This window comes from Isoptericola aurantiacus, assembly GCF_044769875.1.
Classification (GTDB): domain Bacteria; phylum Actinomycetota; class Actinomycetes; order Actinomycetales; family Cellulomonadaceae; genus Isoptericola; species Isoptericola aurantiacus.
Genome location: NZ_JBJBAE010000003.1, coordinates 460,726 through 486,966, shown reverse-complemented (window position 1 = coordinate 486,966; position 26,241 = coordinate 460,726). Strand labels below are relative to the sequence as shown.

Annotated in this window: 21 protein-coding genes and 2 tRNA genes; 14 read left to right on the top strand and 9 right to left on the bottom strand. The window is 74.4% G+C overall.

Translation table 11 applies throughout. The features are described from left to right. Nucleotides 1-20: 20 nt before the first annotated feature. Nucleotides 21-839: a thymidylate synthase gene (locus tag ACIQLL_RS12105; protein ID WP_402467239.1), complete on the top strand. Its 819-nt coding sequence runs from the start codon at nucleotides 21-23 to the stop codon at nucleotides 837-839. Between the two features lie 11 nt (nucleotides 840-850). Beyond that, entirely contained in the window at nucleotides 851-1,498 is a 648-nt protein-coding gene (locus ACIQLL_RS12100) for a dihydrofolate reductase (RefSeq protein WP_402467236.1), read from the top strand. Nucleotides 1,499-1,664: 166 nt separating this feature from the next. On the opposite strand, the gene ACIQLL_RS12095 is transcribed toward ACIQLL_RS12100, so the two are convergent. The 3 genes from ACIQLL_RS12095 to xylA all read right to left on the bottom strand — a co-directional run bounded on the left by ACIQLL_RS12095 (nucleotide 1,665) and on the right by xylA (nucleotide 5,916). Further along, on the bottom strand, nucleotides 1,665-3,035 hold the full coding sequence (locus ACIQLL_RS12095) for a glycoside hydrolase family 6 protein (protein ID WP_402467233.1): 1,371 nt from the start codon (nucleotides 3,033-3,035) through the stop codon (nucleotides 1,665-1,667). Between the two features lie 109 nt (nucleotides 3,036-3,144). Then, nucleotides 3,145-4,641, bottom strand: coding sequence for a xylulokinase (locus tag ACIQLL_RS12090; RefSeq protein ID WP_402467230.1), 1,497 nt, complete (start codon nucleotides 4,639-4,641; stop codon nucleotides 3,145-3,147). A gap of 111 nt (nucleotides 4,642-4,752) precedes the next feature. Continuing rightward, nucleotides 4,753-5,916, bottom strand: coding sequence for a xylose isomerase (gene xylA, locus ACIQLL_RS12085; protein ID WP_402467227.1), 1,164 nt, complete (start codon nucleotides 5,914-5,916; stop codon nucleotides 4,753-4,755). A 90-nt stretch (nucleotides 5,917-6,006) separates the two neighbouring features. Between xylA and ACIQLL_RS12080 the strand changes: the two genes are divergently transcribed. The 3 genes from ACIQLL_RS12080 to ACIQLL_RS12070 all read left to right on the top strand — a co-directional run bounded on the left by ACIQLL_RS12080 (nucleotide 6,007) and on the right by ACIQLL_RS12070 (nucleotide 8,035). Beyond that, nucleotides 6,007-7,308 (top strand): ROK family transcriptional regulator, encoded by a 1,302-nt coding sequence (locus ACIQLL_RS12080; protein WP_402467224.1) that lies wholly within the window; start codon nucleotides 6,007-6,009, stop codon nucleotides 7,306-7,308. A gap of 84 nt (nucleotides 7,309-7,392) precedes the next feature. Continuing rightward, nucleotides 7,393-7,465, top strand: a tRNA-Arg gene (locus tag ACIQLL_RS12075). Nucleotides 7,466-7,516: 51 nt separating this feature from the next. Beyond that, entirely contained in the window at nucleotides 7,517-8,035 is a 519-nt protein-coding gene (locus tag ACIQLL_RS12070) for a DinB family protein (protein ID WP_402467221.1), read from the top strand. 105 nt (nucleotides 8,036-8,140) lie between these two features. Here ACIQLL_RS12070 and ACIQLL_RS12065 read toward each other — a convergent pair whose 3' ends face one another. Next, a complete protein-coding gene (locus tag ACIQLL_RS12065) occupies nucleotides 8,141-9,355 on the bottom strand; it encodes an MFS transporter (RefSeq protein WP_402467451.1) in 1,215 nt (404 codons plus the stop codon). Nucleotides 9,356-9,708: 353 nt separating this feature from the next. On the opposite strand from ACIQLL_RS12065, the gene ACIQLL_RS12060 reads away from it, so the two are divergent. Together ACIQLL_RS12060 and ACIQLL_RS12055 are read left to right on the top strand one after the other, a co-directional pair. Then, the gene (locus ACIQLL_RS12060) at nucleotides 9,709-13,935 is read left to right on the top strand and encodes a hypothetical protein (RefSeq protein WP_402467218.1); all 4,227 of its coding nucleotides are present in this window, start codon (nucleotides 9,709-9,711) and stop codon (nucleotides 13,933-13,935) included. A gap of 19 nt (nucleotides 13,936-13,954) precedes the next feature. Further along, nucleotides 13,955-14,143, top strand: coding sequence for a hypothetical protein (locus ACIQLL_RS12055; protein WP_402467216.1), 189 nt, complete (start codon nucleotides 13,955-13,957; stop codon nucleotides 14,141-14,143). A gap of 107 nt (nucleotides 14,144-14,250) precedes the next feature. Here ACIQLL_RS12055 and mscL read toward each other — a convergent pair whose 3' ends face one another. The 3 genes from mscL to ACIQLL_RS12040 form a co-directional block, all read right to left on the bottom strand. Next, nucleotides 14,251-14,658 carry a large conductance mechanosensitive channel protein MscL gene (gene mscL, locus ACIQLL_RS12050; protein ID WP_402467214.1) on the bottom strand — a complete coding sequence of 136 codons (408 nt, stop codon included), beginning with the start codon at nucleotides 14,656-14,658 and terminating at the stop codon, nucleotides 14,251-14,253. A gap of 103 nt (nucleotides 14,659-14,761) precedes the next feature. Further along, nucleotides 14,762-15,409 (bottom strand): SAF domain-containing protein, encoded by a 648-nt coding sequence (locus tag ACIQLL_RS12045; protein WP_402467211.1) that lies wholly within the window; start codon nucleotides 15,407-15,409, stop codon nucleotides 14,762-14,764. A 105-nt stretch (nucleotides 15,410-15,514) separates the two neighbouring features. Continuing rightward, nucleotides 15,515-15,829 (bottom strand): FmdB family zinc ribbon protein, encoded by a 315-nt coding sequence (locus ACIQLL_RS12040; RefSeq protein ID WP_402467209.1) that lies wholly within the window; start codon nucleotides 15,827-15,829, stop codon nucleotides 15,515-15,517. Nucleotides 15,830-15,900: 71 nt separating this feature from the next. Between ACIQLL_RS12040 and ACIQLL_RS12035 the strand changes: the two genes are divergently transcribed. Next, a complete protein-coding gene (locus ACIQLL_RS12035; RefSeq protein WP_402467207.1) occupies nucleotides 15,901-18,570 on the top strand; it encodes a penicillin acylase family protein in 2,670 nt (889 codons plus the stop codon). A gap of 21 nt (nucleotides 18,571-18,591) precedes the next feature. On the opposite strand, the gene ACIQLL_RS12030 is transcribed toward ACIQLL_RS12035, so the two are convergent. Beyond that, a complete protein-coding gene (locus tag ACIQLL_RS12030) occupies nucleotides 18,592-19,248 on the bottom strand; it encodes a 5-formyltetrahydrofolate cyclo-ligase (protein WP_402467205.1) in 657 nt (218 codons plus the stop codon). A 65-nt stretch (nucleotides 19,249-19,313) separates the two neighbouring features. Here ACIQLL_RS12030 and ACIQLL_RS12025 point away from each other — a divergent pair, with 65 nt between their 5' ends. The 4 genes from ACIQLL_RS12025 to ACIQLL_RS12010 all read left to right on the top strand — a co-directional run bounded on the left by ACIQLL_RS12025 (nucleotide 19,314) and on the right by ACIQLL_RS12010 (nucleotide 22,101). Next, the gene (locus tag ACIQLL_RS12025) at nucleotides 19,314-19,949 is read left to right on the top strand and encodes a GNAT family N-acetyltransferase (protein ID WP_402467203.1); all 636 of its coding nucleotides are present in this window, start codon (nucleotides 19,314-19,316) and stop codon (nucleotides 19,947-19,949) included. An 84-nt stretch (nucleotides 19,950-20,033) separates the two neighbouring features. Then, the gene (locus ACIQLL_RS12020) at nucleotides 20,034-21,194 is read left to right on the top strand and encodes a hypothetical protein (RefSeq protein ID WP_402467200.1); all 1,161 of its coding nucleotides are present in this window, start codon (nucleotides 20,034-20,036) and stop codon (nucleotides 21,192-21,194) included. A gap of 93 nt (nucleotides 21,195-21,287) precedes the next feature. Further along, nucleotides 21,288-21,360: transfer RNA gene (locus ACIQLL_RS12015), tRNA-Ala, on the top strand. A 276-nt stretch (nucleotides 21,361-21,636) separates the two neighbouring features. Then, nucleotides 21,637-22,101, top strand: coding sequence for a hypothetical protein (locus ACIQLL_RS12010; protein ID WP_402467198.1), 465 nt, complete (start codon nucleotides 21,637-21,639; stop codon nucleotides 22,099-22,101). A gap of 19 nt (nucleotides 22,102-22,120) precedes the next feature. On the opposite strand, the gene ACIQLL_RS12005 is transcribed toward ACIQLL_RS12010, so the two are convergent. Further along, the gene (locus ACIQLL_RS12005) at nucleotides 22,121-23,185 is read right to left on the bottom strand and encodes a GmrSD restriction endonuclease domain-containing protein (protein WP_402467195.1); all 1,065 of its coding nucleotides are present in this window, start codon (nucleotides 23,183-23,185) and stop codon (nucleotides 22,121-22,123) included. Between the two features lie 207 nt (nucleotides 23,186-23,392). Here ACIQLL_RS12005 and ACIQLL_RS12000 point away from each other — a divergent pair, with 207 nt between their 5' ends. Together ACIQLL_RS12000 and ACIQLL_RS11995 are read left to right on the top strand one after the other, a co-directional pair. Continuing rightward, entirely contained in the window at nucleotides 23,393-24,484 is a 1,092-nt protein-coding gene (locus tag ACIQLL_RS12000; protein ID WP_402467193.1) for a diguanylate cyclase domain-containing protein, read from the top strand. An 88-nt stretch (nucleotides 24,485-24,572) separates the two neighbouring features. Then, a complete protein-coding gene (locus ACIQLL_RS11995; RefSeq protein ID WP_402467191.1) occupies nucleotides 24,573-26,240 on the top strand; it encodes a hypothetical protein in 1,668 nt (555 codons plus the stop codon). Nucleotide 26,241: the final 1 nt, after the last annotated feature.

The following is a 26,241-nucleotide window of genomic DNA, read 5'->3' as shown; positions in this document are numbered from 1 at the left end:
CGGTCCGTAGACTCTCGCACATGAGCGGAGCCCCCGAGTCGAGCATCCCCACGCCGTACGAGGACCTGCTGCGTGACGTGCTCACCCACGGCACGCACAAGGACGACCGCACCGGCACGGGCACCCGCAGCGTGTTCGGGCGCCAGATCCGCTACGACCTGTCCGCCGGATTCCCTCTGATCACCACCAAGCGGGTGCACCTGCGCTCGATCGCCTACGAGCTGCTGTGGTTCCTGCGCGGCGACTCCAACGTGCGCTGGCTGCAGGAGCGCGGCGTGACCATCTGGGACGAGTGGGCCGACGACGACGGCGAGCTCGGTCCCGTCTACGGCGTGCAGTGGCGCTCGTGGCCGACGCCGGACGGGCGCCACCTCGACCAGATCGCGGCGGTGATCGAGCAGATCCGCAGCAACCCGGACTCACGACGGCACGTCGTGACGGCCTGGAACCCCGCCGAGATCGACCGGATGGCGCTGCCGCCGTGCCACGTGATGTTCCAGTTCTACGTGGCCGACGGCCGGCTGAGCTGCCAGCTCTACCAGCGCTCCGCCGACCTGTTCCTCGGCGTGCCGTTCAACATCGCCTCCTACGCGCTGCTGACCCACATGGTCGCCGCGCAGACCGGGCTCGCCGTCGGCGACTTCGTGTGGACCGGCGGCGACTGCCACGTCTACGACAACCACGTCGAGCAGGTCGAGCGCCAGCTCGCCCGCGATCCGTACCCGTACCCGACGCTGCGGCTCGCACCGCGCGACTCGATCTTCGACTACACCTTCGAGGACATCGAGGTACTGGGATATCAGCACCACCCGGGCATCAAGGCGCCCGTCGCGGTCTGACGGGCCGGGCGATGATCGGACTGATCTGGGCCCAGGCCCGTGACGCCGCCGGCCGCGCTGTCATCGGGGCCGACGGCGGGATCCCGTGGCACGTGCCCGAGGACTTCGCGCACTTCCAGCGCACGACGGCGGGGCACCCGGTCGTGATGGGCCGGCGCACCTGGGAGTCGCTGCCGGACCGGGTGCGGCCCCTGCCGCGCCGGACCAATGTCGTCGTCACCCGCGGGCCGGCCGACGGCGTCCGGGCGCTGGCCGTCCCCGAGCGTCACGACTCGCTCCGGGTGGCCGACTCGATCGCGGCGGCGCTCGCCGTGGCTGCCGAGGCGTCCGGCGGGGACGAGGTGTGGGTGATGGGCGGATCGCGCGTCTACGCCGACGCGCTGCCGGCGGCGGACCGGCTCGTCGTCACGGAGATCGACCTGGAGGTCGACGGGGACGTGTACGCACCGGAGGTCGACCCGGAGGAGTGGTCGCTCCTGCCCGACGGCACCTTCGCAGGCGACGTCGACACGGGCGGCACGGACGCCGACGGCACCTTCGCAGGCGACGTCGACACGGGCGGCACGGACGCAGGCGAGGCCGGGTGGGCGACGTCGTCGGGTGCGGACGGGCTGCGCTACCGCATCCGCACGTACCGGCGAGCGCGGCCGCCGAGGTAGGCCACCTCCCCCCGAGGTAGGCAACCTCCCCCCTGAGGTAGGCCGTTCTCGCTCGGGGTAGGCAATGTCCCGCCGAAGGGTGGCCTACCTCGCGGTGAGGATGCCTACCTCGGCGGGAGGTTGCCTACCCCGGCGGGGCGGTGCCTACCTCGGGACGTCGCTCGGGTCACCAGGAGGCGTTCCGGGCCATCTCCAGCGCGATCTCCTGCCACCACGCCCCGGCGCTCGGACCGCCGTTGCAGGTCCCGTCCGACTCGCCGGGCAGCTTGACCCAGAGCAGGGCGTCGAGCCCGCCGGCCTCGTCGACGACGGCCGGTCGCTCGCCGAGGGCGCGGCCCCGGGGGTTGCACCACTCCCCGTTCGACCCGTTGCCGTTGCGGGAGGTGTCGATGACGAACCCGGCGCCTCCCGTCAGCGCCGAGATCTGCTCGCCGTACGCGCGCTCGGCCGCCGTCGTGTGGTAGTTCGACGTGTTCAGGGCGAACCCGGCGGCGTGCTCGAACCCGACCTGGTTGAGCCGCTGCGCGGCCTCGGCGGCGCTCAGCCAACCGGAGTGACCTGCGTCGATGTACACCCGGCCGCCGGCGGCCGTGAGCTGCTCAGCCGCGTACTGCAGGAACCCGATCCGGTCCCCCTGCCCGTCGCAGTCGCCGAGCTGGGCGAGGGCGTCCGGTTCGAGGACGATGTACGGCTCGCCCTCGATCCCCGCGGAGACCGTGTCGATCCAGTGGGCGTACTCGCTCTGCTCGACGCCACCGCCCGAGTAGCTGCCGCAATCCCGGCCGGGGATCGCGTAGACGGTGAGCATCGGCGTCGTGCCGTCCGCGGCGGCGCGCCCCGTGTAGTCGGCGACGGCGGCACGCTCCTCGGCGGCGCTGTTCCAGTTGCCGACCCAGTACGACTGCGGGGTCAGCGCGATCTTCGCCAGCAGGTCCTTGTCGGTGCCGCTCGCGGACTGCCACGCCTCGTACGCCTGGTTCGCGGTGTCGACGTAGAGGTCGTCGGCGGGCGCCGGGGTCGGGTCCGCGGTGGGCTCGTCCGTGGGGTCCACGGTCGGGTCGTCCGTCGGGTCCACGGTGGGGTCCGGGGTCGGGGTCGGGTCGGGGTCGACGACGGCGCCGGTGCAGGTCACGCCGTCGAGCGTGAACTGCGTGGGCACGGGGTTGCTGCCGGACCAGGAGCCGATGAACCCGAAGCTCGCGGTCGCGCCGGTCGGGAGACCGGCGTTCCAGCCGACCCCGGTGGCCCGGATCGTGGCGCCTGACTGCGCGACCTCGGCGTTCCACGCCTGGGACACCGACTGCCCGGCCGCCGCGGTCCAGGCCAGCTCCCAGGCGTCCACCGGGTCGCCGAGGTTCGTCACGCTGACGTCCCCCTGGAAGCCCCCCGTCCACTGGTTGGTGACGCGGTAGTCGACCGTGCACCCCGTGGCTGCTGCGGCGCTCGTGGCGGCGACCGTCCCGGTGGCGCCGGCGGCCACGAGGCCGAGTGCGGCGGTGAGTGCGGTCCAGCGGGTACGTCGTCGTCCCTGGGGCATGGCTCGCTCCGATCGTCATCGAGGGGAGCGCCCAGCCTAGGGAGCGCGACCTGGCGGTGCCCAGCGCCTAAACGATTCGGTCACCACGCGGTCGTCCCGGGCGCGTGGGTCAGACCAGGTCGCGCACCGCCGCGTACTGCTCGCGGACCTCGGGGTGCGGGTCCGCCTCGAGCGTGGTCGCGACCGTCGCGGACCACCCGGGTGCCGCCGCGCCGGGCGCCTGCGCCGCCGCCAGCACCCACGCCGCCTGCCGCGCCGCGCCGTCGGCCACGTACTCACCCGGGGTGGGCACGGAGATCGGCAGCCCGAACACCTGGGTGGCGACCTCCTGGACGGCGGGGGACTGGGCGGCACCCCCGATGAGCAGCACCCGCTCGACGGGCACGTCCTGGGCGCGCAGGGCGTCGAGGCCGTCCGCCAGCCCGCACAGCATGCCCTCGACGTAGGCGCGGGCGAGGTGCTCGCGGGTGGAGGTGGCCAGCCGGATGCCGTGCAGCGTGCCGGTGGCCTCGGGGCGGTTCGGGGTGCGCTCACCCTCGAGGTAGGGCACGAGCACGAGTCCGTCGGCGCCCGACGGGGCAGCGAGCGCGAGGTCGGAGAGCTCGTCGAAGCCTGCGTCCAGGACGCTGCGTGCGGCGTCGAGCACACGCGCCGCGTTGAGCGTGACGGCTAGCATGAGGGCGTTGCCGGTGGCGTCGGCGAACCCGTTGATCGCCCCGGACCCGTCGGCCGTCCGCCGCGGCGCGACGGCGGAGACGACGCCGGAGGTCCCCAGCGAGATCGCGATGTCGCCCGGCTGCATGCCCAGGCCCAGGGCGGCTCCGGCGTTGTCGCCGGTGCCGGGCCCGATGAGCGCGCCACCGTCGACGTCGGCGCCCGCGACCGTCGGATGGGCCACCGCGCCGGACGCGGAGGGCGCGAGCACGCGGGGGAGGGTCACGTCGTCGCGGCCCAGACCGAGGCGCAGCAGGTCGCGTCGGTACGCGCCGGTGGTGCCGTCGTCGTCCCCGGGTGCCTCGGCGTCGTAGTAGCCGGTGCCCGACGCGTCGGAGCGGTCGGTGCACAGCGCGTCGAGGTCGGGGCCGAGCGGGGAGTCGTCGGCGGGGCCGTACCCGGCGATGCGCCAGGACAGCCAGTCGTGGGGGAGGGCGACGGCGGCCACGCGCGCGGCGTTCTCGGGTTCGGCGTCGCGGAGCCAGCGCAGCTTGGTGACGGTCAGGGAGGCGACGAGCACGGAGCCGGTGGCGTCGGCCCAGCGCTGGGCGCCGGCCTCGCGGTCCCCGTCGCCGAGCTCGCGGATCAGGTCCTCGGCGGCGTCGGCGGAGCGGGTGTCGTTCCACAGCAGGGCGTCGCGGATCACGCGGCCGTCGGCGTCGAGGGCGACCATGCCGTGCTGCTGGCCGCCGACGGCGATCGCGGCGACGTCGTCGAGCCCGCCGGCCTCGCGGGCGGCCTCGCGGAAGGCGTCCCACCAGTGGTCGGGGTGGATCTCGGTGCCGTCGGGGTGCTTGGCGGACCCGCTGCGCACCAGGGCGCCGGACTCGGCGTCGCGCACGACGATCTTGCAGGACTGCGTGGAGGTGTCCACGCCGGCCACGAGGGGCATCTTCGCTCCTGGGGAGTGTCGGGTGCCGTGAGATCGACCCACCCGGCCCGAGATCGATGCTCGGTGCGTCGATCTGGATCCGGGTGGGTCGATCTCACGGGCGGGGGTGGGTCAGCCGATGAGGTGCCGCAGCGCGAGCTGGTGCAGGCGGACCAGGCCGTAGTCCTTCTCGGCGTTGGCGTCGACGTCGATCCCCTCGACCGAGGAGTCGGCCATGAACGCGTCGAACGACTCGCCCTCGCCGAGCGTGGGCTGGGCGAGCTCGCCGATCCCGGCGTGCTCGAACGCCGCCTGGACCTCCGGGTCCTCGCGGTAGGCCTTCGCCTTGGCGGCGAGCATGTCGTAGGTCTCCATGTTCGCCTTGGCCGACTCCCACACGCCGTCGAGGTACTCGGTGCGCGAGGGCTTGTAGTCGAAGTGGCGCGGGCCCTCGTAGCGCGGGCCGCCGTTCGGGAACCCGTTCTCGAGCAGGTCCACGGTGAAGAACGCGGACAGCAGGTCGCCGTGGCCGAACACGAGGTCCTGGTCGTAGCGCGGGCCGTGCTGACCGTTGAGGTCGATGTGGAACAGCTTGCCGCAGTACAGCGCCAGGGCGAGGCCGTGGGTGTAGTTGAGGCCGGCCATCTGCTCGTGCCCGGTCTCGGGGTTGAGGCCCACGATGTCACCGTTGTCGAGGGTGTCGATGAGCGCGATGGCGTGCCCGATGGTCGGCAGGAGGATGTCGCCGCGCGGCTCGTTCGGCTTCGGCTCCAGGCCGATGCGCAGGTCGTAGCCCTTGGACTTGATGTAGGCGGCGACGGTGTCGATGCCCTCGGCGTACCGGGCGTGCGCGGCGTGCAGGTCCTTGGAGTTGTCGTACTCGGTGCCCTCGCGGCCACCCCACATGACGAACGTCGAGGCGCCCATCTCGGCGGCGTTGTCGACGCTGCGCAGCACCTTCTTCAGGCCGAAGCGGCGCACGTCGCGGTTGTTCGAGGTGAACGCGCCGTCCTTGAAGATCGGGTGGCTGAACGTGTTGGTGGTGACCATCTCGCAGACCAGGCCCGACTCCTGGGCGGCCTTCTTGACGGCGTCGATGCCGGCCTGGCGCTCGGACTCCGAGGCGCCGAAGGGGAACACGTCGTTGTCGTGGTAGGTGAAGCCCCACGCACCGAGGTCGGCCAGCTTGCGCACGGACTCCGCCGGGTCGAGCTCGGGGCGGGTGGCCGGGCCGAACGGGTCGTTCGCGGGCCAGCCGACGGTCCACAGGCCGAACGAGTACTTGATGTCGCTCACGGGTTCTCCTCGTCGAGTCGGGTGCCGGGCGACGCCACGGCGTTTGTTGTACGGCTGAACTATTACGTGTCCTTCGGCTACAGTCAAGGCGTGACGCTCCCACCGACGACGACGCAGCACACCACCGGTGCGTCCGCCAGCGCGTCCCGGCAGCACACCCTGCGGGAACGCAACCTGCGCCTCGTCGCCCGGGCGATCTACGACGCCGCGGCCGACGCCGTCGGGCGACGCGACGCCGTCCCACCGTCGCGCGCCGACGTCGCCGCCGCCACCGGACTCACCCGCGCCACCGTCTCCACCCTCGTCGACCATCTCGTCGCGGCGCACCTCGTCGCCGAGCTCCTCCCCGTGGCCACCCAGCGCGCCGGCCGCCCCGCCGTCCCGCTCGTGCCCGCGCGCCGCACCGTCGTCGGCCTCGGGCTCGAGGTCAACGTCGACTACCTCGGCGTGCGCGCGCTCGACCTCGCCGGCGACGTCGTCGCCGACCACGTCGAGGCGGGAACCTTCCACGACTCCGACCCCGCCACCGTCCTCGCGCGCCTGGGCTCGCTGGCCTCCGACGTCGTCGCCCGCGTCGAGGCCGACGGCATGCGCGTCGCCGGCGCCCGGCTCGCCCTGCCCGGCCTCGTCGACGCCCGCACCGGCGAGCTCGAGGTCGCCCCCAACCTCGGCTGGTCCTCCCTCGACCCCGTGCCGCTGCTCGGACTGCCGCGCCTCCCCGTCCACGTGGCCAACGAGGCCAAGCTCGCGGCGCTGGCCGAGCTCGCCGGTGATGCCCCCGACTCCTTCCTCTACGTCTCCGGGGACGTCGGCATCGGCGCCGGCATCGTCGTCGACCGCGCCCTGTTCCTCGCCGAACGCGGGTGGAACGGCGAGGTCGGGCACGTCGTCGTCGACCCCGCCGGACCGCGCTGCACCTGCGGCGCGCACGGCTGCCTCGAGCAGTACGCCGGCAAGGAGGCGATCCTGCGGGCCGCCGGGCTGCCCGGGGACGCGCCGCTCGACCGGCTCGTCGAGGCGTTGCTATCCGACGGCGGAGATCCGGTCGGCGCGGCGACGCCCGGCGCCGGTGCGGCTCCGCTGCCCGACGGCGGCACCCCGGCCGCGCAGGCACGTGCCGCCGTCGAGCGGGCCGGGCAGGCGCTCGGTTCGGCGCTCGCCGACTTCGTGAACCTCACGGGTGTCTCGACCGTCGTGCTCGGCGGGGTGTACACGGACCTGGAGCCCTGGCTGCGGGAGCCGGTCGAGGCAGGGCTGGCCGAGCGGGTGCTCGCGGCGCCGTTCGCGCCGGTGGCGGTCCGGTCCGCGCGGGCCGGCGTCCACGCGGCGCTCAGCGGGGGAGCGCGCGAGGTGCTGCGCGAGGTCGTGGCCGACCCGGCGGCGTGGGGCTGATTCCTGCTCGCGCGGGCTCGGACGCTAGGCTGTGGGCGTCGCCGGGGCTTCGGTTGCGGCGGCGCGTCGTCCTCAAGACGGCGAGCGCCTGTAGCTCAGGGGATAGAGCACGGCTCTCCTAAAGCCGGTGTCGTTGGTTCGAATCCAATCAGGCGCACTTTGGTCAACAGATCGTCAAATCGGTCAGGCTGCGTCGTACGCTGCCCGCATGCCGCTCTCCGACGTCGAACCTCGCCTCGACTCCACCGACCCGTCCGCCCAGTTCGTGGCCTACCTCGACTACTACCGGGCCGCCGTGGCGCGGAAGCTCGACGGGCTCACCGGCGCCCAGCTCACCACCAGCACGCTGCCGTCCGGGTGGACGCCCGCCGAGCTCCTGATCCACCTGGTCCACATGGAGCGTCGCTGGTTCGTGTGGGGGTTCCTCGGCGAACAGGTCGACGACCCGTGGGGCGACCACGCCGGCGGTGACCCCGAGGGCCCCTGGCAGGTGCCCGACGGTGTCACCGCGGCTGCGCTGGTCGACGCCCTGCACGCCGGTGGGGAGCGGACCCGCGCGGTGCTGGCCGGGCACGACCTCGCCGACCGTGCCGCCGTCGGCGGCCGGTTCACCGCTGACCCGCCGACCCTGCTGTGGATCTGCTTCCACGTGCTCCAGGAGTACGCCCGGCACGCCGGGCACCTCGACGTCGCGCGAGAGCTGGCCGACGGGGCCACGGGGGAGTAGGCCCGCCCGTCTCACCGAAGCCAACCCCCGTCGTTGTGGGCATGAAATATGCGGGCCCGCGGCGGAGCGGACCTGCATATTTCATGCCCACAACGACGCGGCGGGTCAGGTGGCCTCGGTGTGCGCGATGTTGGCGAGCTGGCGCCACACCAGCACCAGCGTCAGCCCGGCGCCGACGAACGCGAACCAGAACGGGGCGGTGATGCCCCAGAGCTCGGCGAGCACGCCGCCGATCGCGTTGCCCGCGACGATCCCGCCGAACAGGCCGATGAGGTACACCGACCCGACCCGCCCCTGGTACGCGGTGGGCACGGCCCGCTGACGCACCGTGTTCGACACCGTGCCCCACACGAACGTGTACGCGCCGAACACGAACAGGCACGCCATCGCCACCCAGCCGGTCGTCGTCAGGGCGAGGACCAGGTGGAAGACGACCTCGAGGGACAGGCAGACCTTCATGAGGTTCGCCAGGGAGAACCGACGCTCGAGCCGCCCGTACAGCAGCGTGCCGAGGATCCCGCCGACGGCCGAGGACGTGATGAGCAGCCCGTAGCCGACCGGACCCATCTGCACGCGCTCCAGGGAGTACAGCACCAGCACGCCCCACGGCGCCGCCCACGTCAGGTTGAAGCTGAAGATCACCAGCGCCAGCGTGCGGACGGGCGGGTGGTGCCACAGCCAGCGCAGACCGTCGCGGATCTCGCGCGAGGTGCCGGCCGTGGCCGTCCTCTCCACCGGCGGGAGCTGCAGTCGGCCGACCAGGACGACGGCGAGCAGCACGCACACGACCTGGACCGCGAACGGCCAGGCGGTCCCGGCGGCGAAGAGCGCCGCGCCGACGGGCGGCCCCACGAGCTGGTTCCCGGTGAGGAAGCCGGCCTGCAGGCGGGCGTTGCCGGTGCCGAGGTCGCGGGGTGCGACCACCATCGGCAGCAGCGTCTGGGAGGTCGTGTCGGCGAAGACCTCCGCGACGCCCATGAGCAGCATCGTCACCAGCACGACGCCGATGCTCACGTGCCCGGTGACGATGACGGCGCACAGCACCGCCACGACGACGGCGCGCAGAGCGTTGGCGACCATGACGAGCCGGCGGCGGTCGAGCCGGTCGGCCAGCGCGCCGGCCCAGAGCCCGAGGACCACCCACGGCAGGCGTTGCAGCAGCGCGGCCAGCGCCACGAGGAACGCGGAGTCGGTCTGGGAGGCGACGAGCAGCGGCCCGGCGGCCAGCGCGATGCCGTCACCGATGTTGCTGGTCCAGCTGGAGGCGAGCAGCCACCGGAAGTGGTGTCCCATCCGGGCGGGGACGATCGCCTCGAGCATGCGGTGCACCTGCCGAGGTTACGGCCCGGGCGTCGTCGCACGCCACGCGATGCCCCGGGGCAGGGGGCGACGTCGTGAACGGCCCGCCCGGACAGCGCAGGGCAGGTACCGGATCCGCCCGGACGGACGGCGCGGCCGCAGGGGCATCGTGCCTGTTGACGCCGCACGTTTCACCCGGCAGACTGCCCGATGGCAGCGCGTACCGCCCGCCCCCTGCGCGGTGCGCGCTGTCCTCATGTCCGGACGCCGCCGATCGACGACATCGCCGGGCCCGCGATCCGGGTCCCCACGGATTCGCGGCCGGTCCGGCGTGCCCACCGCCACCGACGCCACCGCGGGAATACCGTGCTCGCGTGAGAGTGCTGCGCCGATCCACCGCCGCTGCCGTGGCAGAGTCCGCGGCCGAGCCGCAGGACGCCCCGGCCCGGACCGGCGGCCCTGCGGACCAGCCCGACCCCGCGGAATCCGCGGGGACCAGTCAGGAGAGCCCCGATCCCGCCCCCGGTCCGCTCGCCTCGACCCCGCTCGCCGAGGCGGTGCGCCGGTGGCGCGCCGGGCTCGTCGACATGGTGGGCGGCTCCAGCCTGGCCGACGTCGGGCTCCTGGGTGAGGCCGTCGTCGATCTGTCCGCCGCCCACCCCTCCGGCGTCGCCCAGCTCTTCGCGGGGCGCCCCACCCGGTTGTCGAACCTGGTGCGCGAGCCCGCGACCTTCCCGACGGCACGACGGCGCGCGCGGTCCGTCGTCGTCCGCTCCGCCGAGCACGCCGCCCGCTACGGCATGGCGCCCACGTATCTCGCCATCGGTGTCGCCACGTGGAGCGAGCCGGTCGACGCCGACGGCGAGCCCACGAACGACCGCCGGGCCGGGCTGACGGCGCTCGCGGACGCCACGTCGGCCTCGGCCGCCGGCGCGTCGTCCCCGGTCGCCGCCGCCTCGGCCGCCTCACCCGACGCCACGGTCTCCGCCGACTCCCCGCCGGACCCGGACGACCTGCCCGCACCCCCGGTGACGACCTCGATCCCGGTGGTGAGCGTCGCGCGGCGCGACGACGCACCGCGGCTGCGCGTACCGCCGTCGGACCCCGAGCCGGTCGGCACCCGGACGGTTCACGCCCCCCTGCTGCTGCGACCCGTCACGCTCACGCCGCGCGGCGAGGGTGAGACGGACTACGAGCTCACGCTCGAACCGACGGTGGAGGTCAACCCGGTCGTCGTCCGCACGCTCGCCGCCCGGGGCATGACGCTCGACGCCGACGCGCTGGCGCAGGCGACGTTCACCGCCGCGGGGTTCGACCCCGACGACGTGCTGCACCGGATCGGCGCCGTGGCGCGGGAGCACCTCGACGACTACCGCCAGGAGCAGCGGGTGCTGGTGGGCACGTTCGTCCATCCCGGCCAGGCGCTCGTCGACGACCTCGACGAGCTGACGCCGGGGCTGGGACGCCACGAGCTCGTCGCCGCGCTGGCGGGGGCCGAGCAGGCTCGAGAGCGCGTGTCCCGGGTACAGCTGCCGGAGGCGAGGCGGACCGATGCCGATCCTGCCCGCGAGCGCGGTGTGGGAGACCTGGACCCCCACCAGCGGCACGTCGTCGACGTCCTGGCCACCGGGAGCCACGTCTTCGTCGACGCCCCGGTCGGTTCAGACGTCGCGGGCACGTTGGCGGCCGTGGTCGCCGAGGCCGCCGCGGCGGGCCGTTCGGTGCTCTACGTGACCGGCCACCGGCGCGCCGCGGACCAGCTGGCCCAGCGCCTGGAGGAGCTGGGGCTGGGCGGGCTGTCCCTCGACGTCACGCCGCGTCCGACCTGGCGGGAGGACATGGCGCGACGGCTCGCGAACGCGATGGCGACCGAGCCCGAGGAGGTCGACACCTCCGGCGCGGCACAGGTGCGTGACGCCCTCATCGGTGCCCGCGCGCAGCTCACCGGGTACATCGACGCGCTGCACGCCCGGCGTTCGCCGTGGGGCGTGTCGGCCTACGACGCGCTGCAGGAGCTGGCCCGGTTGACGTCGGAGCGCCCGGCCCCGGGAACGACGGTGCGGCTGGACCGCACCACGGTGCTGGCCCTCGACGGTGACCGCCGACGGCGCGTCGCCACCGATCTGGAGCGTGCCGCGACGCTGGGGGCGTTCACGCTGCGCCCGTCGGCGACGCCCTGGTTCGGGGCGAACCTGCTGACGATGGACGAGGCGCGCGACGCCCTGTCGCGGGTGCAGCGGCTCAAGGAGTCGACGGTGCCGCAGCTGCGCCGTCAGATCGCCTACGCCGGCGAGGTGACGGGCCTGGACCAGCCGCGCACGCTGCGGGCGTGGGGGGACCAGCTGGCGATGCTCGCCGGGATGCGCAGCACCCTGGACGTCTTCCACCCGATGGTGTTCGAACGCACCGCCTCCGACCTGGTGCAGGCGACGGCGTCGCGCGGGTGGCGCCGGGAGCACGGCGTCGAGATGGGCTGGTTCACCCGACGGCGGCTGCGCAAGCGGGCGAAGGACATGGTCCGCCCGGGCGTGCGTGTGCCCGACCTGCACGCCGCGCTCACCGAGGTCGCCCAGCAGCGTGACGTGTGGGCCGAGCACTCCGCACGCGGTGGGTGGCCGACGCTGCCGGAGGGTCTGGCCACCATCGAGGACACCTACGAGGCGGTGCGTATCGACCTCGTCGAGCTCGAGCCGGTCCTGGCTCCGACGACGCACGGCGCGCGGCTGCTCGACCTGGACCTCGACGCGCTGGCCGAGCGCCTGCACCAGCTCGCCGGGGACCCGGAGGCCCTCGAGACCCTGCCGGAGCGCACCAGCCTGCTGCGGCGCGCCCGGGAGTCGGGCGTGGGGGAGCTGGTGGACGACCTGACGACCCGTCGCGCCGACGCCGAGCTGGTGCGGGCGGAGGTCGACCTGGCCTGGTGGTCCAGCGTGTTCGAGCAGATCCTCGCGACGGAGCCGGCGCTCGCGGGGCAGGACGGCGCCGGGCTGGACGCGCTCGCGCGCCGGTTCCGCGACCTGGACGCACGGCACCTGGCCGCGTTGTCGCAACCGGTACGGGTCGCGGCCCGTGCGCACCTGGGCAGCGCCATGCGGCAGGACCGCGACGGGGCGGAAGCGCTCTTCGCGGAGCTCATCGAGGGCCGGATGACGTCGTTGCGCGATCTGGTGGACCGGTACGGCGACGTGGCGCGCCGGCTGCGCCCGGTCGTGCTGGCGACGCCGACGCTGGTGCCGCACCTGTTGCCCGCGCACCGCACGGTGGACCTGGTGGTGCTCGACGCCGTCCAGCACGTGCCGACCGAGGTGGTGCTGCCCGCGCTGGCACGCGGTCGGCAGGTGGTGGCCGTCGGGGACCCGCGGTCGGCGTCGGGGACGAGCGTCGACGAGCTCGCGGACCTGCTGCCGACGGTGACGCTGCAGCCCCTTGAGAACCGGCGTGATCCCGCGCTGACCCGGCTGCTGGCCGCGCACGGCTACGGCGACGTCCTGCGACCGGCACCGCTGCCGCGCCCGGAGGCGCTGGTGCGCCTCGACGTGGTGGACGGCACGGGGATGCCCGACCCGGTCTCGGGCTCGGTCGAGTCGACGCGTGCCGAGGTCGACCGCGTCATCGAGATCTCGATCGAGCACGCGCTCACGCGGCCGGAGGAGACGCTCGGGATCGTCACCGTCACGGCCGCGCACGCGGACCGGATCCGGGAGGCGCTGCTGGCCGAGGTGCGGGCGAACCCCGCGCTGGCCCCGTTCTTCTCGGGGCGCCGGCCCGAGCCGGTGGTCGTGGCGGACATCACGGGGGTCGCGGGGCTGTCCCGCGACACGATCCTGCTGTCGGTGGGCTTCGGCCGGACGCCGCACGGACGGGTGCTGCACCGGTTCGGCGAGCTCGGGTCCGACGGCGGCGCCGCGATGCTGCTCGGGGCCATCGGCGCCACGCGGCACCGGTTGCACGTGGTGTCCTGCTTCGGCGCGGACGCCCTGGACCCGGAGCGGCTGCGCGGCGGCGGGCCGCGCCTGCTGCGCGAGCTCCTGGAGCTGACGGCGCGGCGATCGGGTGTGGCCGACCAGGTCGAGCTCGGCAACGGCGTCGACGTGGGGCGGGTGCCTGACCGGCTGCTCACCGACCTGGGGGAGCGGCTGTGGCGGCTCGGGTACCTGGTCGAGACCGACTACGGCACCGACGACGGCGACCACGTGCCCCTGGTCGTGGGGCACCCGGACCTGCCCGGTGAGCTGCTGGTCGCGGTGCTGACGGACGACGCCGCCTACGTGGCCGAGCCGTCGGTACGGGTGCGTGACCGCCAGCTCGCCCAGCGGCTCGAACGGCTGGGTTGGACGGTCACCCAGGTGTGGTCGGCGGCCGCGTTCCTCGACCCGGGCGGCGAGGCGGACCGGGTGCGCCGCCTGGTGCAGCGGGTCCGCGACGAGCGGGTGGGGACGCCGGGAGGCGTGCCGGTGCCGCCCGAGGTGGTGGTGCCCGTGCTGCCCGACGACGGCGAGCCGGTGGCGTCCGCGGCGTCGGCGTCGTCCGCAGCGTCGGCGTCGGCCCCGGTGCCCGATGCTGTCGCGGGGTCGGCAGGCTCGGCCGGTTCGCCTGCCTGACCCGGGGGACAATGGCCCGATGAGCAGTGAGACGGACTCTCCCGACCGCCCGCAGGACGACGCGGCCGAGCCGCGCGTGCGTCGGTCCCGCCGAGCCGTCCGGCGCGGGACGGAGCGGGAGACGGTCTGGGGAGCCACCACCGACGACGAGGGCGGTCACGGCTCCAACGACGACCGCCTGCGCGGCGACGTCCCGCCGCACTGGTGACCCGCACGTTGTGGGCATGAAATTGACGGCTCAGCCCGGTGCGGGGCCGTCAATTTCATGCCCACAACGGTGTGCGGGGTGGGTGCCGGTGGTACCGGCGCGCGGGCTCAGCTGCGGGTCGACCGGTCCGCGAGCAGGTCGCGGATCTCGGCGAGCAGGACGACGTCCGGCTCGGGGACCGGCTCCGGTTCGGGCTCCTGGCCGCGGGCGCGGCGCTCGGCGAGCTTGTTCATCGGCAGCACCACGAGGAAGTAGAGCGTCGCGGCCACGATGAGGAAGTTCAGCACGGCGGACAGGAAGACCCCGATGCTGAAGTGGGCCTGGTTGATGGTGAACGCCCAGACTCCGGACAGGTCGGGCTGACCGAAGACCGCGGCGATGAGCGGGTTGATGATCCCGGCCTGCAGCCCGCTGATCACGCCGGCGAACGCGCCGCCGATGACGATGCCGACCGCCAGGTCGACGACGTTGCCACGCATGATGAAGACCTTGAACCCGGCCAGCGCGTTCTTCACGGTGCGATTCCTCCCTCGGCGCCGGACCTGCTCCGGCGCGACCGCGTCGATTCTGTCCGCGGGGCCCGCGCGGGTGCAAGCGGATGCCGTGCGCCGGCGGCCGTCAGGGGACGAGCACGGCGACGACGGCGCCCCATCCCGACGCGGACGAGACGGCCGCCGCCTCGTCCGGGTCGACGGCGACGAGCGTGACCGGGGAGTCGGTGCCCGTGGGCGCGGCCCCGTCGAGCAGCCCGCCGGCGCCGCCGCCGGCATCGGACCCGACGCCCGGCAGGACGAGCGCGCGCCGGGCCAGGCGGGTGCCGTCGTCGTCGGCCGCGAGCAGGTCGACGTGGTCGCCGGGACGCAGCCACGAGGTCTCCGCCAGCCGGACCGCGACGACGACGCTGCCCTCCGGCGCCCGGGAGGCCGGCCCGCCCCCCGGGACGAGGCCCGGGTGCAGGGGGAGCCCCGCGGGCAGCGGGACGGCGGACGTGCGCCCGACGACGTCGCCGGGGTCGCCGAGCACGTCGTCGGGTGCGAGCTCGACGGCCACGCTCACGGTCGTGACGTCGGCCGCCGCCAGGGTCGTGCCGGCCGGCACGTCGCGTGCCGTGACGACGACCTGTCGCGAGGGTGGGGCGGGCGGCCGCAACGCGTCGACCGTGACGCTCGCGGCGAGCCCGCAGCACACGGCGGCGAGCACGAACCGTGAGCGCCAGACCGCCGAGCGCAGCCGGCGCAGCAGCCGGGAGGTTCCGGTGGACTCCATGGCCGGCACGCTAGGTGGCGGCCGGGTCCACGGAGCGGTCCGCCCGGGAAGGCTGTGGACGACGCCGGTCGAGTGCCGGCTGGGGGTGGCCCGCGGCCGCGGCGGTCAGGCGGAGGCGGCCTGGGAGCCCGAGGACGACCCGGTGGAGCCACCGCTCGTCGACGACGTGCTCGAGGACGACCCGCCGGACGACGTGCCCGAGGACGACCCGCCCGAGGACGACCCGGACGACTTCTTCGACCCCGACCGGGAGTCGTTGCGGTAGAAGCCGGAACCCTTGAAGGTCACACCGATCGAGCCGAACTGCTTGCGCAGGGTGCCGGCGCACTCGGGGCAGACGGTCAGCGCGTCGTCGGTGAACGCCTGGTGGATGTCGAAGGCGTGGCCGCAGTCGGCGCACCGGTAGGCGTACGTGGGCACGGGCAGCTCCTCAGCACTGGCACTCGGATCAGGTGAGTGCCAATCATACGCCGGGCGGTAGTCTCGCCTGCGTGTCATCGAGCGCCCCACCCGAACCGAACGGTCCCGACGAACGTGCGACGGCCGAGGACGGCCCGGCGGACGACGCCGCGCAGCCGCCGCGGTCGCGGTTGCGCCGCACCGCGGTGGGCGTCTCGGTGCTCGTGGTGCTCGCCCTCGTGGCGGGTGTGACCTTCACGTTCGTCACGGTCCGCAAGCCGCTTCCCGAGGTCACCGGGACGCAGACGGTCCCGGGGCTCTCCGGGGACGTCACCGTGCACCGCGACGACCAGGGCGTGCCGCAGGTGTACGCCTCGGACGCCGAGGACCTGTTCACCGCTCAGGGGTACCTCGACGCGCAGGACAGGTTCTTCCAGATGGACTACCGCCGGCACGTCACGGCGGGCCGTCTCGCGGAGCTCGTCGGTGACGTCCCGGAGGCGATCGACGCCGACCGCACGGTGCGCACCTTCGGCTGGCGCGAGGTCGCGGAGCAGGAGTGGGACCTCGTCTCGCCGGAGACCCGGAGCTACCTGCAGGCGTACTCCCAGGGCGTGAACGCCTACCTGGCCGACCGCGGTCCGGACGACCTCGGCGTGGAGTACACCGTGCTGGGCACCCGCGTGGCTGTGGCCGACCCCGACCCGTGGGACCCGGTCGACTCGCTCGCCTGGCTCAAGGCGATGGCCTGGGACCTGCGCGGCAACTACGACGACGAGCTCGACCGCGCGCTGGCCTACAGCACGCTGGAGGACGTCGACATGGTCGAGGAGCTGTTCCCGGACTTCGACCAGAGCGGTGGCGAGCCGATCCTGCGCAAGCAGGACGTGGCCCGGACCGCGTCGGTCCGCCATGACGCCGTGACGCAGACCGCGGGTGCGGAGGTGCCGTACGGCACCGGTCTGCTGGACGCGGCGGTCGCCTCGGCCGAGGAGGCGCTGGAGGCGGTGCCGGTGCTGGTGGGCCGGGGCGACGGCGCCGGGTCCAACTCGTGGGTCGTGGCCGGCGAGCACACGGCGTCGGGGTCGCCGATCCTGGCGAACGACCCGCACCTGTCCCTGGAGATCCCGGGGGTGTGGTCCCAGGTCGGGCTGCACTGCGAGACGGTCGACGACGACTGCCCGTTCGACGTCGCGGGCTTCAGCTTCGCCGGCTTCCCCGGGGTGGTCATCGGGCACAACGCCGACCTGGCCTGGGGCCTGACCAACATGGGTGCGGACGTCACCGACTTCTTCATCGAACGCGTGCGGGGCGACACCTGGCTGCGGGACGCCGAGGGTGAGGAGTGGGCGACGATGACCACCCGCACCGAGACGATCCGCGTCAACGGCGGTGACCCGGTGGAGCTGGAGGTGCGGTCCACCGACCACGGGCCGGTCGTCTCCACCGTGCTGGACGTCGACGAGGTGGTGGACTCCCCGACGGAGGCAGGCACCGGGTTCGGCGAGTACGCCGTCTCCCTGAGCTGGACGGCGCTGGAGCCCGGACGGACCGCGGACGCGATCTTCGCCATGGCGACGGCGTCGGACGCGAGCGACGTCCAGGACGCCGCCGCGCTGTTCGACGTGCCCGCGCAGAACATCGTGTTCGCTACCACCGACGGCCACATCGGGTACCAGGCCCCGGGCCGTGTGCCGGTGCGCCACCGTGTCGCCGGGCCGGTGCCGTCGGACGGGACCTGGCCGCGACCGGGCTGGGACCCGCGCTACGCCTGGCAGGGGTACGTGGACCCGGCGGACATGCCGCGGGCGCTCGACCCCGAGTCCGGGTACGTCGTGGCGGCGAACCAGGCGGTGCTGCCGACCGGCACGGAACCGTACCTGTCGAGCGACTGGGACCCCGGGTTCCGGTCCGGGCGCATCTCCGCGCTCCTCGACGCCCAGATCGCGACCGGCAGGCCCTTCACGGTCGAGGACATGAGCACGATCCAGCTCGACGACTGGTCGCCGTTCGCCGCCGAGCTCGTCCCGGTCCTGCTCGACCTCGACATCGACGACGCGTACGACGCCGCGGGCCAGGAGCTGCTCGCCGGGTGGGACTACTCGACGGACGTCGACTCGGCGCCGGCCGCCTACTTCAGCGCGGTGTGGCGCAACCTGCTGTCGGCCACGTTCTGGGACGACCTGCCCGCCTCGATGGCCCCGTCGGGCGGCGCGCGCTGGCTCGTCGTCGTGCAGGACATGCTGCAACGCCCCGACGACCCGTTCTGGGACGACCGCTCGACGGTGAACGTCGTCGAGACCCGCGACGAGGTCCTGACCCAGGCGCTCGTCACCGCACGTCGTGACCTCACGGTCGAGCTGTCCAAGGACCCGGACGACTGGGACTGGGGCTCCGTCCATCAGCTGAGCCTGCAGCACCCCGTGCTCGGTGGCAGCGACGTGCCCGCGCTGCTGCGCGACTTCGTCAACCCGCGGCCGGTGGCGCTGCCGGGCGGCAGCTCCATCGTGAACGCGACCTCGTGGGACGCCTCGACGGGCAGCTTCGCCGTCACCACGGGCCCGTCGATGCGGATGGTCGTCGACCTCGGCGACCTGGACGGTTCGACGTGGGTCGCGGCCGGGGGTGTCTCGGGGCACCCCGCGTCGTCGCACTACGAGGACCAGCTCGCGGCCTGGGCGGACGGGGAGACCTTCCGGTTCCCCTTCTCCCGGGCGGCGGTGGAGTCCTCGGCCGCGGACACGGCGACCCTGACGCCCTGACCGGGGGGTGCCGCCCGGCCCCTACTCCACGGGCAGGGCGTGCCAGCCGGCGGGGGTGGCCACCGCCTGCACCGGCACGTCGTGCGACTCGTACGGCAGCGGCCGATCGGCGGCGTCGTACAGCTCCTCGGGGAAGACCATCGCGATCGACGGCACCCCGGGTCGCACCTGCTTGAGCACCCGGTCGTACCAGCCTCCGCCCTGACCCAGCCGGGCGCCGCTGGTGTCGACGGCCAGCGCCGGGCAGATGACGACGTCGGCCTCGACGATGACGTCGGCACCGAGGTTGGGTCCGCCGGGTTCGGGCGGGCGCCCCGGCGCGCGCTCGCGCAGGTCGTCCGGTCCCGCGTACTCGGCCCAGTCGCGCGCCAGCCCGGCGCCGAGGACGGGCAGCAGGACACGCGCCCCACGGCCGGCGAGCCGTTCGAGCAGCTCGCCGGTGCCGGGTTCGGTGGGCCGGGCCGCGTAGGCGACGACGACGGCGGCGTCCTGCACCGCCGGCACGGTGGCCAGCACGTCGGCGAACGCGACCGCGGCCTCGTCCCGCAGCCGGTGGGACCGACCCTCGCGCTGGTGGCGGATGGCGCGACGCAGCTCGTCCTTGACGTCCTCGGCCTCCATCCCTGCTGCGACCGGGTACGGCTGATGGGCTGTCGTGGGCCTGGGCTCGCCGTGCATGATCACATTGTGGCAGGGTCCGGTGCACGGGGTACCCGGCACGCCGGGTGGACGAGGGGCTTCGGATGAGCGACGCGAAGAGGTGGGCGGTGACCAGACCGTGGCCGGTGACGCTGCGTGAGGACACGCCGTCGGGCGCGGTGGTGCTGCGTCCGCTGCGACGGCGCGACGGCGGCGAGTGGATGCGGCTGCGCCGGTCCAACACCGACTGGCTGGACCGGTGGGAGGCGACGTCGCCGGGGGAGCACCCCGGGTCGGCGTCGTTCGCCGAGTACGTGCGCGCCCTGACGTCGCAGGCGAGGGCGGGCGCCGCCCTGCCGTTCGTCGTGGAGCTGGACGGTGCGCTGGTCGGCCAGCTCACGGTGTCCTCCATCCAGATGGGTTCGCTGTGCTCGGCCAGCATCGGGTACTGGGTGGCGCGTGAGCACGCCGGGCACGGGATCATCCCGACGTCGGTGGCGATGGCCACGGACTACTGCTTCCACATCGTGGGGCTGCACCGCATCGAGATCAACGTGCGTCCGGAGAACGCCGCGAGCCTGCGCGTCGTGGAGAAGCTGGGCTTTCGCGACGAGGGCGTACGCGAGCGGTACCTGCACATCCAGGGCGCCTGGCGCGACCACCGGACGTTCGCGCTGACGGCCGAGGAGGTCCCCGGGGGGCTGCTCGCCCGGTGGCAGCAGGTGCGCGACGGGGCCTGAGCACGGGCTCGCGGCCACGTCAGGTCGCGGACACGCCGCAGATCGGTGCGACCCACGGTGCCCCGGCTCGCCTACCGTCATGTCGTGGACACCTCGCCGGCAGGACTCGCAGCGCTCGCGCTGGTCGTGCTCTGGCTGGGGTACTGGGTCCCGCAGCAGGTGCGGCGGCGTCAGCTGCTCGCCGACGCGCGGGTGGCAGACCGTTTCTCCGGCGGTCTGCGGGTCCTGGCGGTGGCGGACGGAGCAGGGAAGGGGCGAGCGATGCGACAGACCAGCACGTCCGGCGCGCCGGCGACCGGCAGCGTGCCGCTCGTGACCTCGCGGACCGGGGGCGCGCCGTCGGGCATGACCCCGCAGGTGCGCGCGAGCCGGCTGGCCGTCCTGGAGCGCCGCGCCGCCCGGGCGCGCCGCAGGCTCACCCTGACCGTGGTCCTCGTGCTGCTGACGGCGGCCGCATGGACCGTCGTCGGGCTCGGCTACGTGACCTGGCCCGTCGCCGCGGTGCCGTCCGCGCTCCTCGCGGTGGTGCTGGCGCTGGGCCGCCTGGCGGTGATGGCCGCCCGCCGCTCCGACGCCCGGTGGCGGGCGGAGCGGCGCGCCGAGCGGCAGCAGGCCACGCAGCAGCGCACGCTGGCGCACGGCGGCCCGTACGCGCCCCGCAACCGGGCACGTGTGACGGGTCGGGCGGTGCACCCCTCGGACACCAGCACACAGATGATCCCGCGGGTGCGGCCGGCCGCACCGGAGCGGTCCGGCACCACGGAGGGGGCGACGGCGGGGCGTGAGCCGGGGACGCCGGCGGGCGTCGCGTCACCGGGCGGCGAGGCGGCGGGTGACGCGGCGGCGGGTGACGGGCGCGACGACGCCGAGCCCGAACGGGCCGAGCCGGCGTCGGCACCGGCCCGGGAGGACCGACCCGTCGGCGGTGAGCCGTGGGACCCGGTCCCGGTGCCGTTGCCCACGTATGTGCACAAGGCCTCGGCGCCGCGTCCCGAGCAGCCGACGACGGTGCCCACCCAGGAACGTCGGGTGGTGCCGCCGCCGTCCGAGCGTCCGGTGACGCCCGAGACCGCGCCGGCCTCAGGAGGTTCGGAACGGCCCGACGCCGGGGCGGCCCCCGAGGGAACGTCCGGCGCGGCGGACGGTCCGCGCGGTCGCGACGTCGGGGACGAGCCTCGCCCGCGGACCGAGACGCTGGGTCTGCCCCTGGAGCAGATCCTCGCGCGGCGTCGCGCCGCCGGGTGATCCGCGCGTCGGGTGCGACGCATGTCACGTCGGCGTCGCGGTGCCGATTTGGTCCGAAGCGGTGGCCGGGTGCTAATCTGACTACCGCTTCACGGGGCTATGGCGCAGTTGGTAGCGCGTCTCGTTCGCAATGAGAAGGTCGGGGGTTCGAATCCCCCTAGCTCCACCCGCAGAAGGCCCGGAACCGCACGGTTCCGGGCCTTCGTCGCTCTCGAGCGGCCGTCGCCCGACGCGGCGACCGGGTCGAGGACCCCGAGCCGCCGCCCCTCCCGCCACGTGGGGACATCCCCGGATGCCGAGATGTGCACCCCGAGCAATAATTGCTTCAGGCCCGGTCGCTGCGCCGGGTTTCTGCCGCACGGCAGCGCGTCGCTCCGGCCTTCTGCAGGCCGGTCGGCCCGACGCCGTGCGGGAGCGAGCAGTCCGGGGGGACGACAGCGGTATGACGACAAGAAACAGGATCGAGCAGGGCACGCACGTGGCCGGCAGCCGGTTCCGGGACGTCCGGTTCCGCGCTGCCACGGAGGACGGCGCCCGGGTGCTGCGCGACGAGGCGGACCAGCAGCTGCTCGCCGAGTGGATCACCAGGACGCGGCTCCAGCAGGCGCAGATCGACCGCGACGTCGCCGCCGGACGGTGCTACGTCCTGGTCGGGGACGACGTCGTCCACACGCTCGACTGCCGCCGTGTGGCCCACCTGCTGGACCGGCACGGCCTCGTGAGCGCCTGGATCGCCGGCACGATCCCCCGGGAGCCGGCCGTGCCGGAGCTGTACCACCGGCACGAGGTCCTCGACTACTTCGACGACTGGTTCCTCTGCGAGGTGTGCGAGCCCGAGCTCGGCGCCGGCGCCTCGGCGGACCCGCATTCAGGGCGGTCCGCGTCCGCGTGCTCGCCGGCCGGCTGAGCGGCGCTCCGGTCCCCGCCTACTCGCAGCCGACGCCGTCGCCGTCGCGGTCGAGGTGGTCGGCGTACCCCGGGTCGCCGCGACGCACGGGGTCCGCGCCGGCCTCGCGCACCTCGGTGCAGTTCTCGTAGTGGACGGACTCCGGCTCCGGGTCGGCCGAGCCGGAGCCGGAGGGCTGCGACTCGGTGGTGGGCTCGGGCTGGGCCGTGGCCGCCTGGACCGTCGGAGCCAGGCCGCCCTCGGGCAGCGGCTCGTCCGGGCAGGACGACAGCACCCGCTCCATCGCGTCGTGCTCGGCACCGGTGATCCACAGGTCGTAGGTCCTCTTCACGGCGATCTGCCGGGCCACGTACTCGCAGCGGAACGACGTGTTCGGGGGCAGCCACGTCGCGGCGTCACCGTCGCCCTTGGCGCCGTTGGTCGGCCCGTCGACGGCGTAGAGGTTCAGCGGGTCGTTCGCCAGCTGTCGGCGCGTCTCCTCGTCGATCTGCTGGGCGCCCTTCTGCCAGGCGTCCGAGAGGGCGACGGCGTGGTCGATCTGCACGGCCGTGGAGGTGTCCTGCCCGCGCTGGAACTCGATGACGGTGGCGGTGTACGGGTCGGCGAGCCGGCCGGTGAGGACCACGCAGTCGTGGGTCCCGGACTTGTACGTCGGCCGGGTCAGGTCCCGGGTGAGGATGTCGTTGCGGGTGTCGCAGCCGTTGTGGTCGACGTCCGCCCACGCCGGACCGAACTGGTCGCGGTCGTACCCGGTCTTCGGGGCACGTCCTTTGATCGTGAGGTCGGCGAGGGCGGCCAGCGCTGTGCCGTCGCCCGCCTTCTGCTTCGATCCCTCGCCCGACTTCTGGCTCGAGCCTTCGCCCGACTTCTTCGACCCGCCGTCGGTCTTCTTCGACCCGCCGTCGGACGAGGTGTCCGAGGACGCCGCGGCCGCTGCGGTCGGCTCGGTGACGGTGCCCGCCGTGTCGACCGGGCCGCACCCGGCCAGACCCGCCATCAGGAGCGCGGCCACCACCGCCCCGGCGCCCCGGGAGGCGCGGGTGGCGGCGTGGGCCGTCGGGCGGGCGGTGAGGCGGTGGCGCATCGAGGTCTCCTGCGGTCGGTCGGGGCCAGCCCAGTATCCACGGTGACCTGGGGTGGGACGGCCCGCCGGGCCCTTCTCACCCGGTCCGCCGGAGGTGGCCGCGGTGGGATGGCTGCTTCGTGAACGACGGTGAACAGTGGCCGAACGCTCGGCGACCATGCCCGGTTCGCCCGACATGACCGTTCGGCGCAGCACCATACTGCCACCGTGCACGACGAGATCACGCAGGTTGCCCGGCACCGGCAGGTCCGCGGCGGAGCCCGCCTGGCGGGCGTCGTCTCCGACCTCTCCCGTCCTGTCACCGTCGTCGGTTCGACGATGCCGGTGGGCCAGCTCGAGGTGATGTTCCGCAACCCCGAGGTGAGCTGCGTCGTCGTGCAGGACGAGCGCGGCGACCGCTCGGGGATGATCATGCGCTCGGGCCTGACGGCGGCGCTCACCGGCCGTCTCGGATACGGCCGAGCGGTGCTCGAGCGCCGCCCCGTCTCCGCCGTGACCGACTGGGCTCCGATGATCGTCTCCCCGGACGACCCCGTCTCGTCGGTGGCGACCCGGGCGATGGAGCGCGACGACGACCACCGCTACGACGACGTGCTCGTCGCGGGGCAGCGGTGGGGCAGCGCAGGGACGGCGGACCTGATGCGTTCGCTGGTCGCCGCGCTGGCCGAGCGGTCCTCGCTCGACCCGCACACCCGCCTGCCCACCCGCGCGGCGACGTGGCACTCGCTGTCCCGGCGCTGCGAGCTGGTGCGGACCTCGGGCACCCGCGTCGTCCTGGTGCTGCTGGACGTGCGCGGCATGGCGGCGCTCAACGCCCGTCACGGCCTGGAGATGGGTGACACCGTGCTGGTCGAGCTGGCCGGACGGCTCCGGACGAGCCTGCCCCGCGGGTGCGAGGCCGGGCGCATCGACGGCGACCGGTTCGCCGTGCTGGCGACCCTGCCCCCGATGGACGACATCCACGCGGCGGCCTCCGCCGACCAGCTCCGCCGCCACGTGCTGGGACACCTGTCCGCACCGTCCGGCGGCGTCGACGAGCTGGTCTGGCCCGACCTTCGCTCGGCGGTCGTGTGGTCGGTCGCCGGGGCGGCGGTCGCGGACGAGCTGGTGCGGGAGGGCGAGTCCCGGCTGGCCCGCAGCCGCGACGTCGGACCCGACAGCGCGGCCTCACCGCCGTCGTCGCCGGCCCCGCCGACGTCCTCGACGCCGGCCGTGCCTGCGGCACCCCTGCGGGACCGGGGTGCGGCGGGGGCGGACCCGTCCCGCGGTGCCCCGAGCCTGCCGGTCCGCGGCGCGTAGCAGCCGTCGGTGCGGCTGCCGTGGAGGCGCCTCGCCCGTGCACCGCGGGTGTCGACCGGACGGCTCGGCATGCGGGAGGATGGGCACCGTGCGTGCGCGAAACGTCCGATTCGTCCTGGCCCTCCTCGGGGCGGCCGTCCTGGTCGGTGCCTGCAGTCCTGCCGACCCGCCTCCCGAGCCCGCCGGGCCGGCGGTGCGGACCGTCGTCCAGGAACCGACGTCGCACACCCTGCTCCTGGACGTCTCCGACCCCGCCGAGCTCGCCCTGACCGCCAGTCAGCAGATCTTCTCGCGGTCACCGGTGGTGGTGCTGGCGGCCCCTGCCCAGGGCCCCGGTGCCCAGCACGTGCGTGCCGCCCATGCCGCCGCTGCCGAGGCGCTGTCCGCTCCCGCCCTGGTCGTCGGTGACGCCGTGTCGGCGCACGGCGCCGCTGCCGAGCTCGACCGCCTCGGGGCGAGGGTCGCCGTCGTCGTCGAGCCGGAGCCGGCGCCGCCGCAGGCGATGGCGTCCGACGGTGCGGCTTCTCCGGCGGGGGAGTCTCCGGGTTCGGACCCGAGCGGCACGCCCGGCGGTCCGGACGGCACCGCCGCCGCCGAGGAGGCCGCGAGCGCCGCGGGGGCCACGGTGGTGCGCCTGGACGTGGCCCAGCCGCTGCCGGGGGACGCTCCGCAGGACGGCTTGGCCGCGGATGACGCGTCCCGGCTGCACGAGCAGGTCGAGGCGGCTCTGGCCGGCTCCGGGGAGGCGACACCCCCGGTGGACCGGGCGCGGCTCGACGAGGTGCTGGCGCTCACGGACCCGCGCCCGGGGCAGGAGGCGGCGATCGCCACGCTCCGGGCGGCCGGCGCCGTGGACGAGGAGGTGCCCGACGGTGACATCGCCTCCTCGCCGGAGGCGATCGATCGCATCGACTCCGCACAGGCGCTGGCGGTGGTGGGCGTGGGGCCGTCGTTCGGGGACGCCGCGGAGTTCGCCTGGCGGGTCGCGGCCGCCGAGCGGGGGGACCTGCTGCCCACGGGTGACCAGCGCCTGCTGCCGGGCCGCTACGTCACGGTCGGTGCCGACGGGGACGACGACCCGGCGGAGGTGGTCGCGCGGGCGGCGGCGACGGCCGAGTCGTACGCGGGGCTGGACGGCGGGCCGGTGGTGCCGACCGTCGTCGTGCCCGCCGGTGCCGCAGGTGCGGTCCCCGGCGACGACGGTGACTGGGTGGACGAGGCGGCCGTGGCGGACCTGGCTCCGCTCGTCGACGCCGCCCGGGAGGCAGGCCAGTACGTGCTGCTCGACGTCCCGGCGGGGACGCGGCCGTTGGTCGAGGAGGTCGAGCCGCTGGCCGACCTGCTCGCCCGGCCCGGGGTCGGCGTCGCGCTGCACCCCGAGGACCGGCGTTCGGACGGGACGACGGCGCCGCAGCAGGCGTCGGTGGCCGAGGTGCAGGACGCGATCGCCTATATTGAAGGGGTGGTTACTAATAACGGCCTGCCCCCGGCGATGGTGGTGATCCACCAGACGCGGCCCGAGTCCGTCGTCCAGCGCGAGCAGCTCGGGACGGCCACGGCGTCCGACGCCGTCGAGGTGGTGATCGCCGCCGACCGGACCGGGGCCATGACCACCACCGGGTGGGTGTGGGGCCGAGTGACCGACGACCTGCCCGACGGCGTGCACGCCGCGTGGTCCGGTCCGACGCTGGTCGCGTACCAGTCGGCCGACCTCGTCCCGACGGACCCCGAGCCGCTGCTGGTCCTGGGTTCCTGAC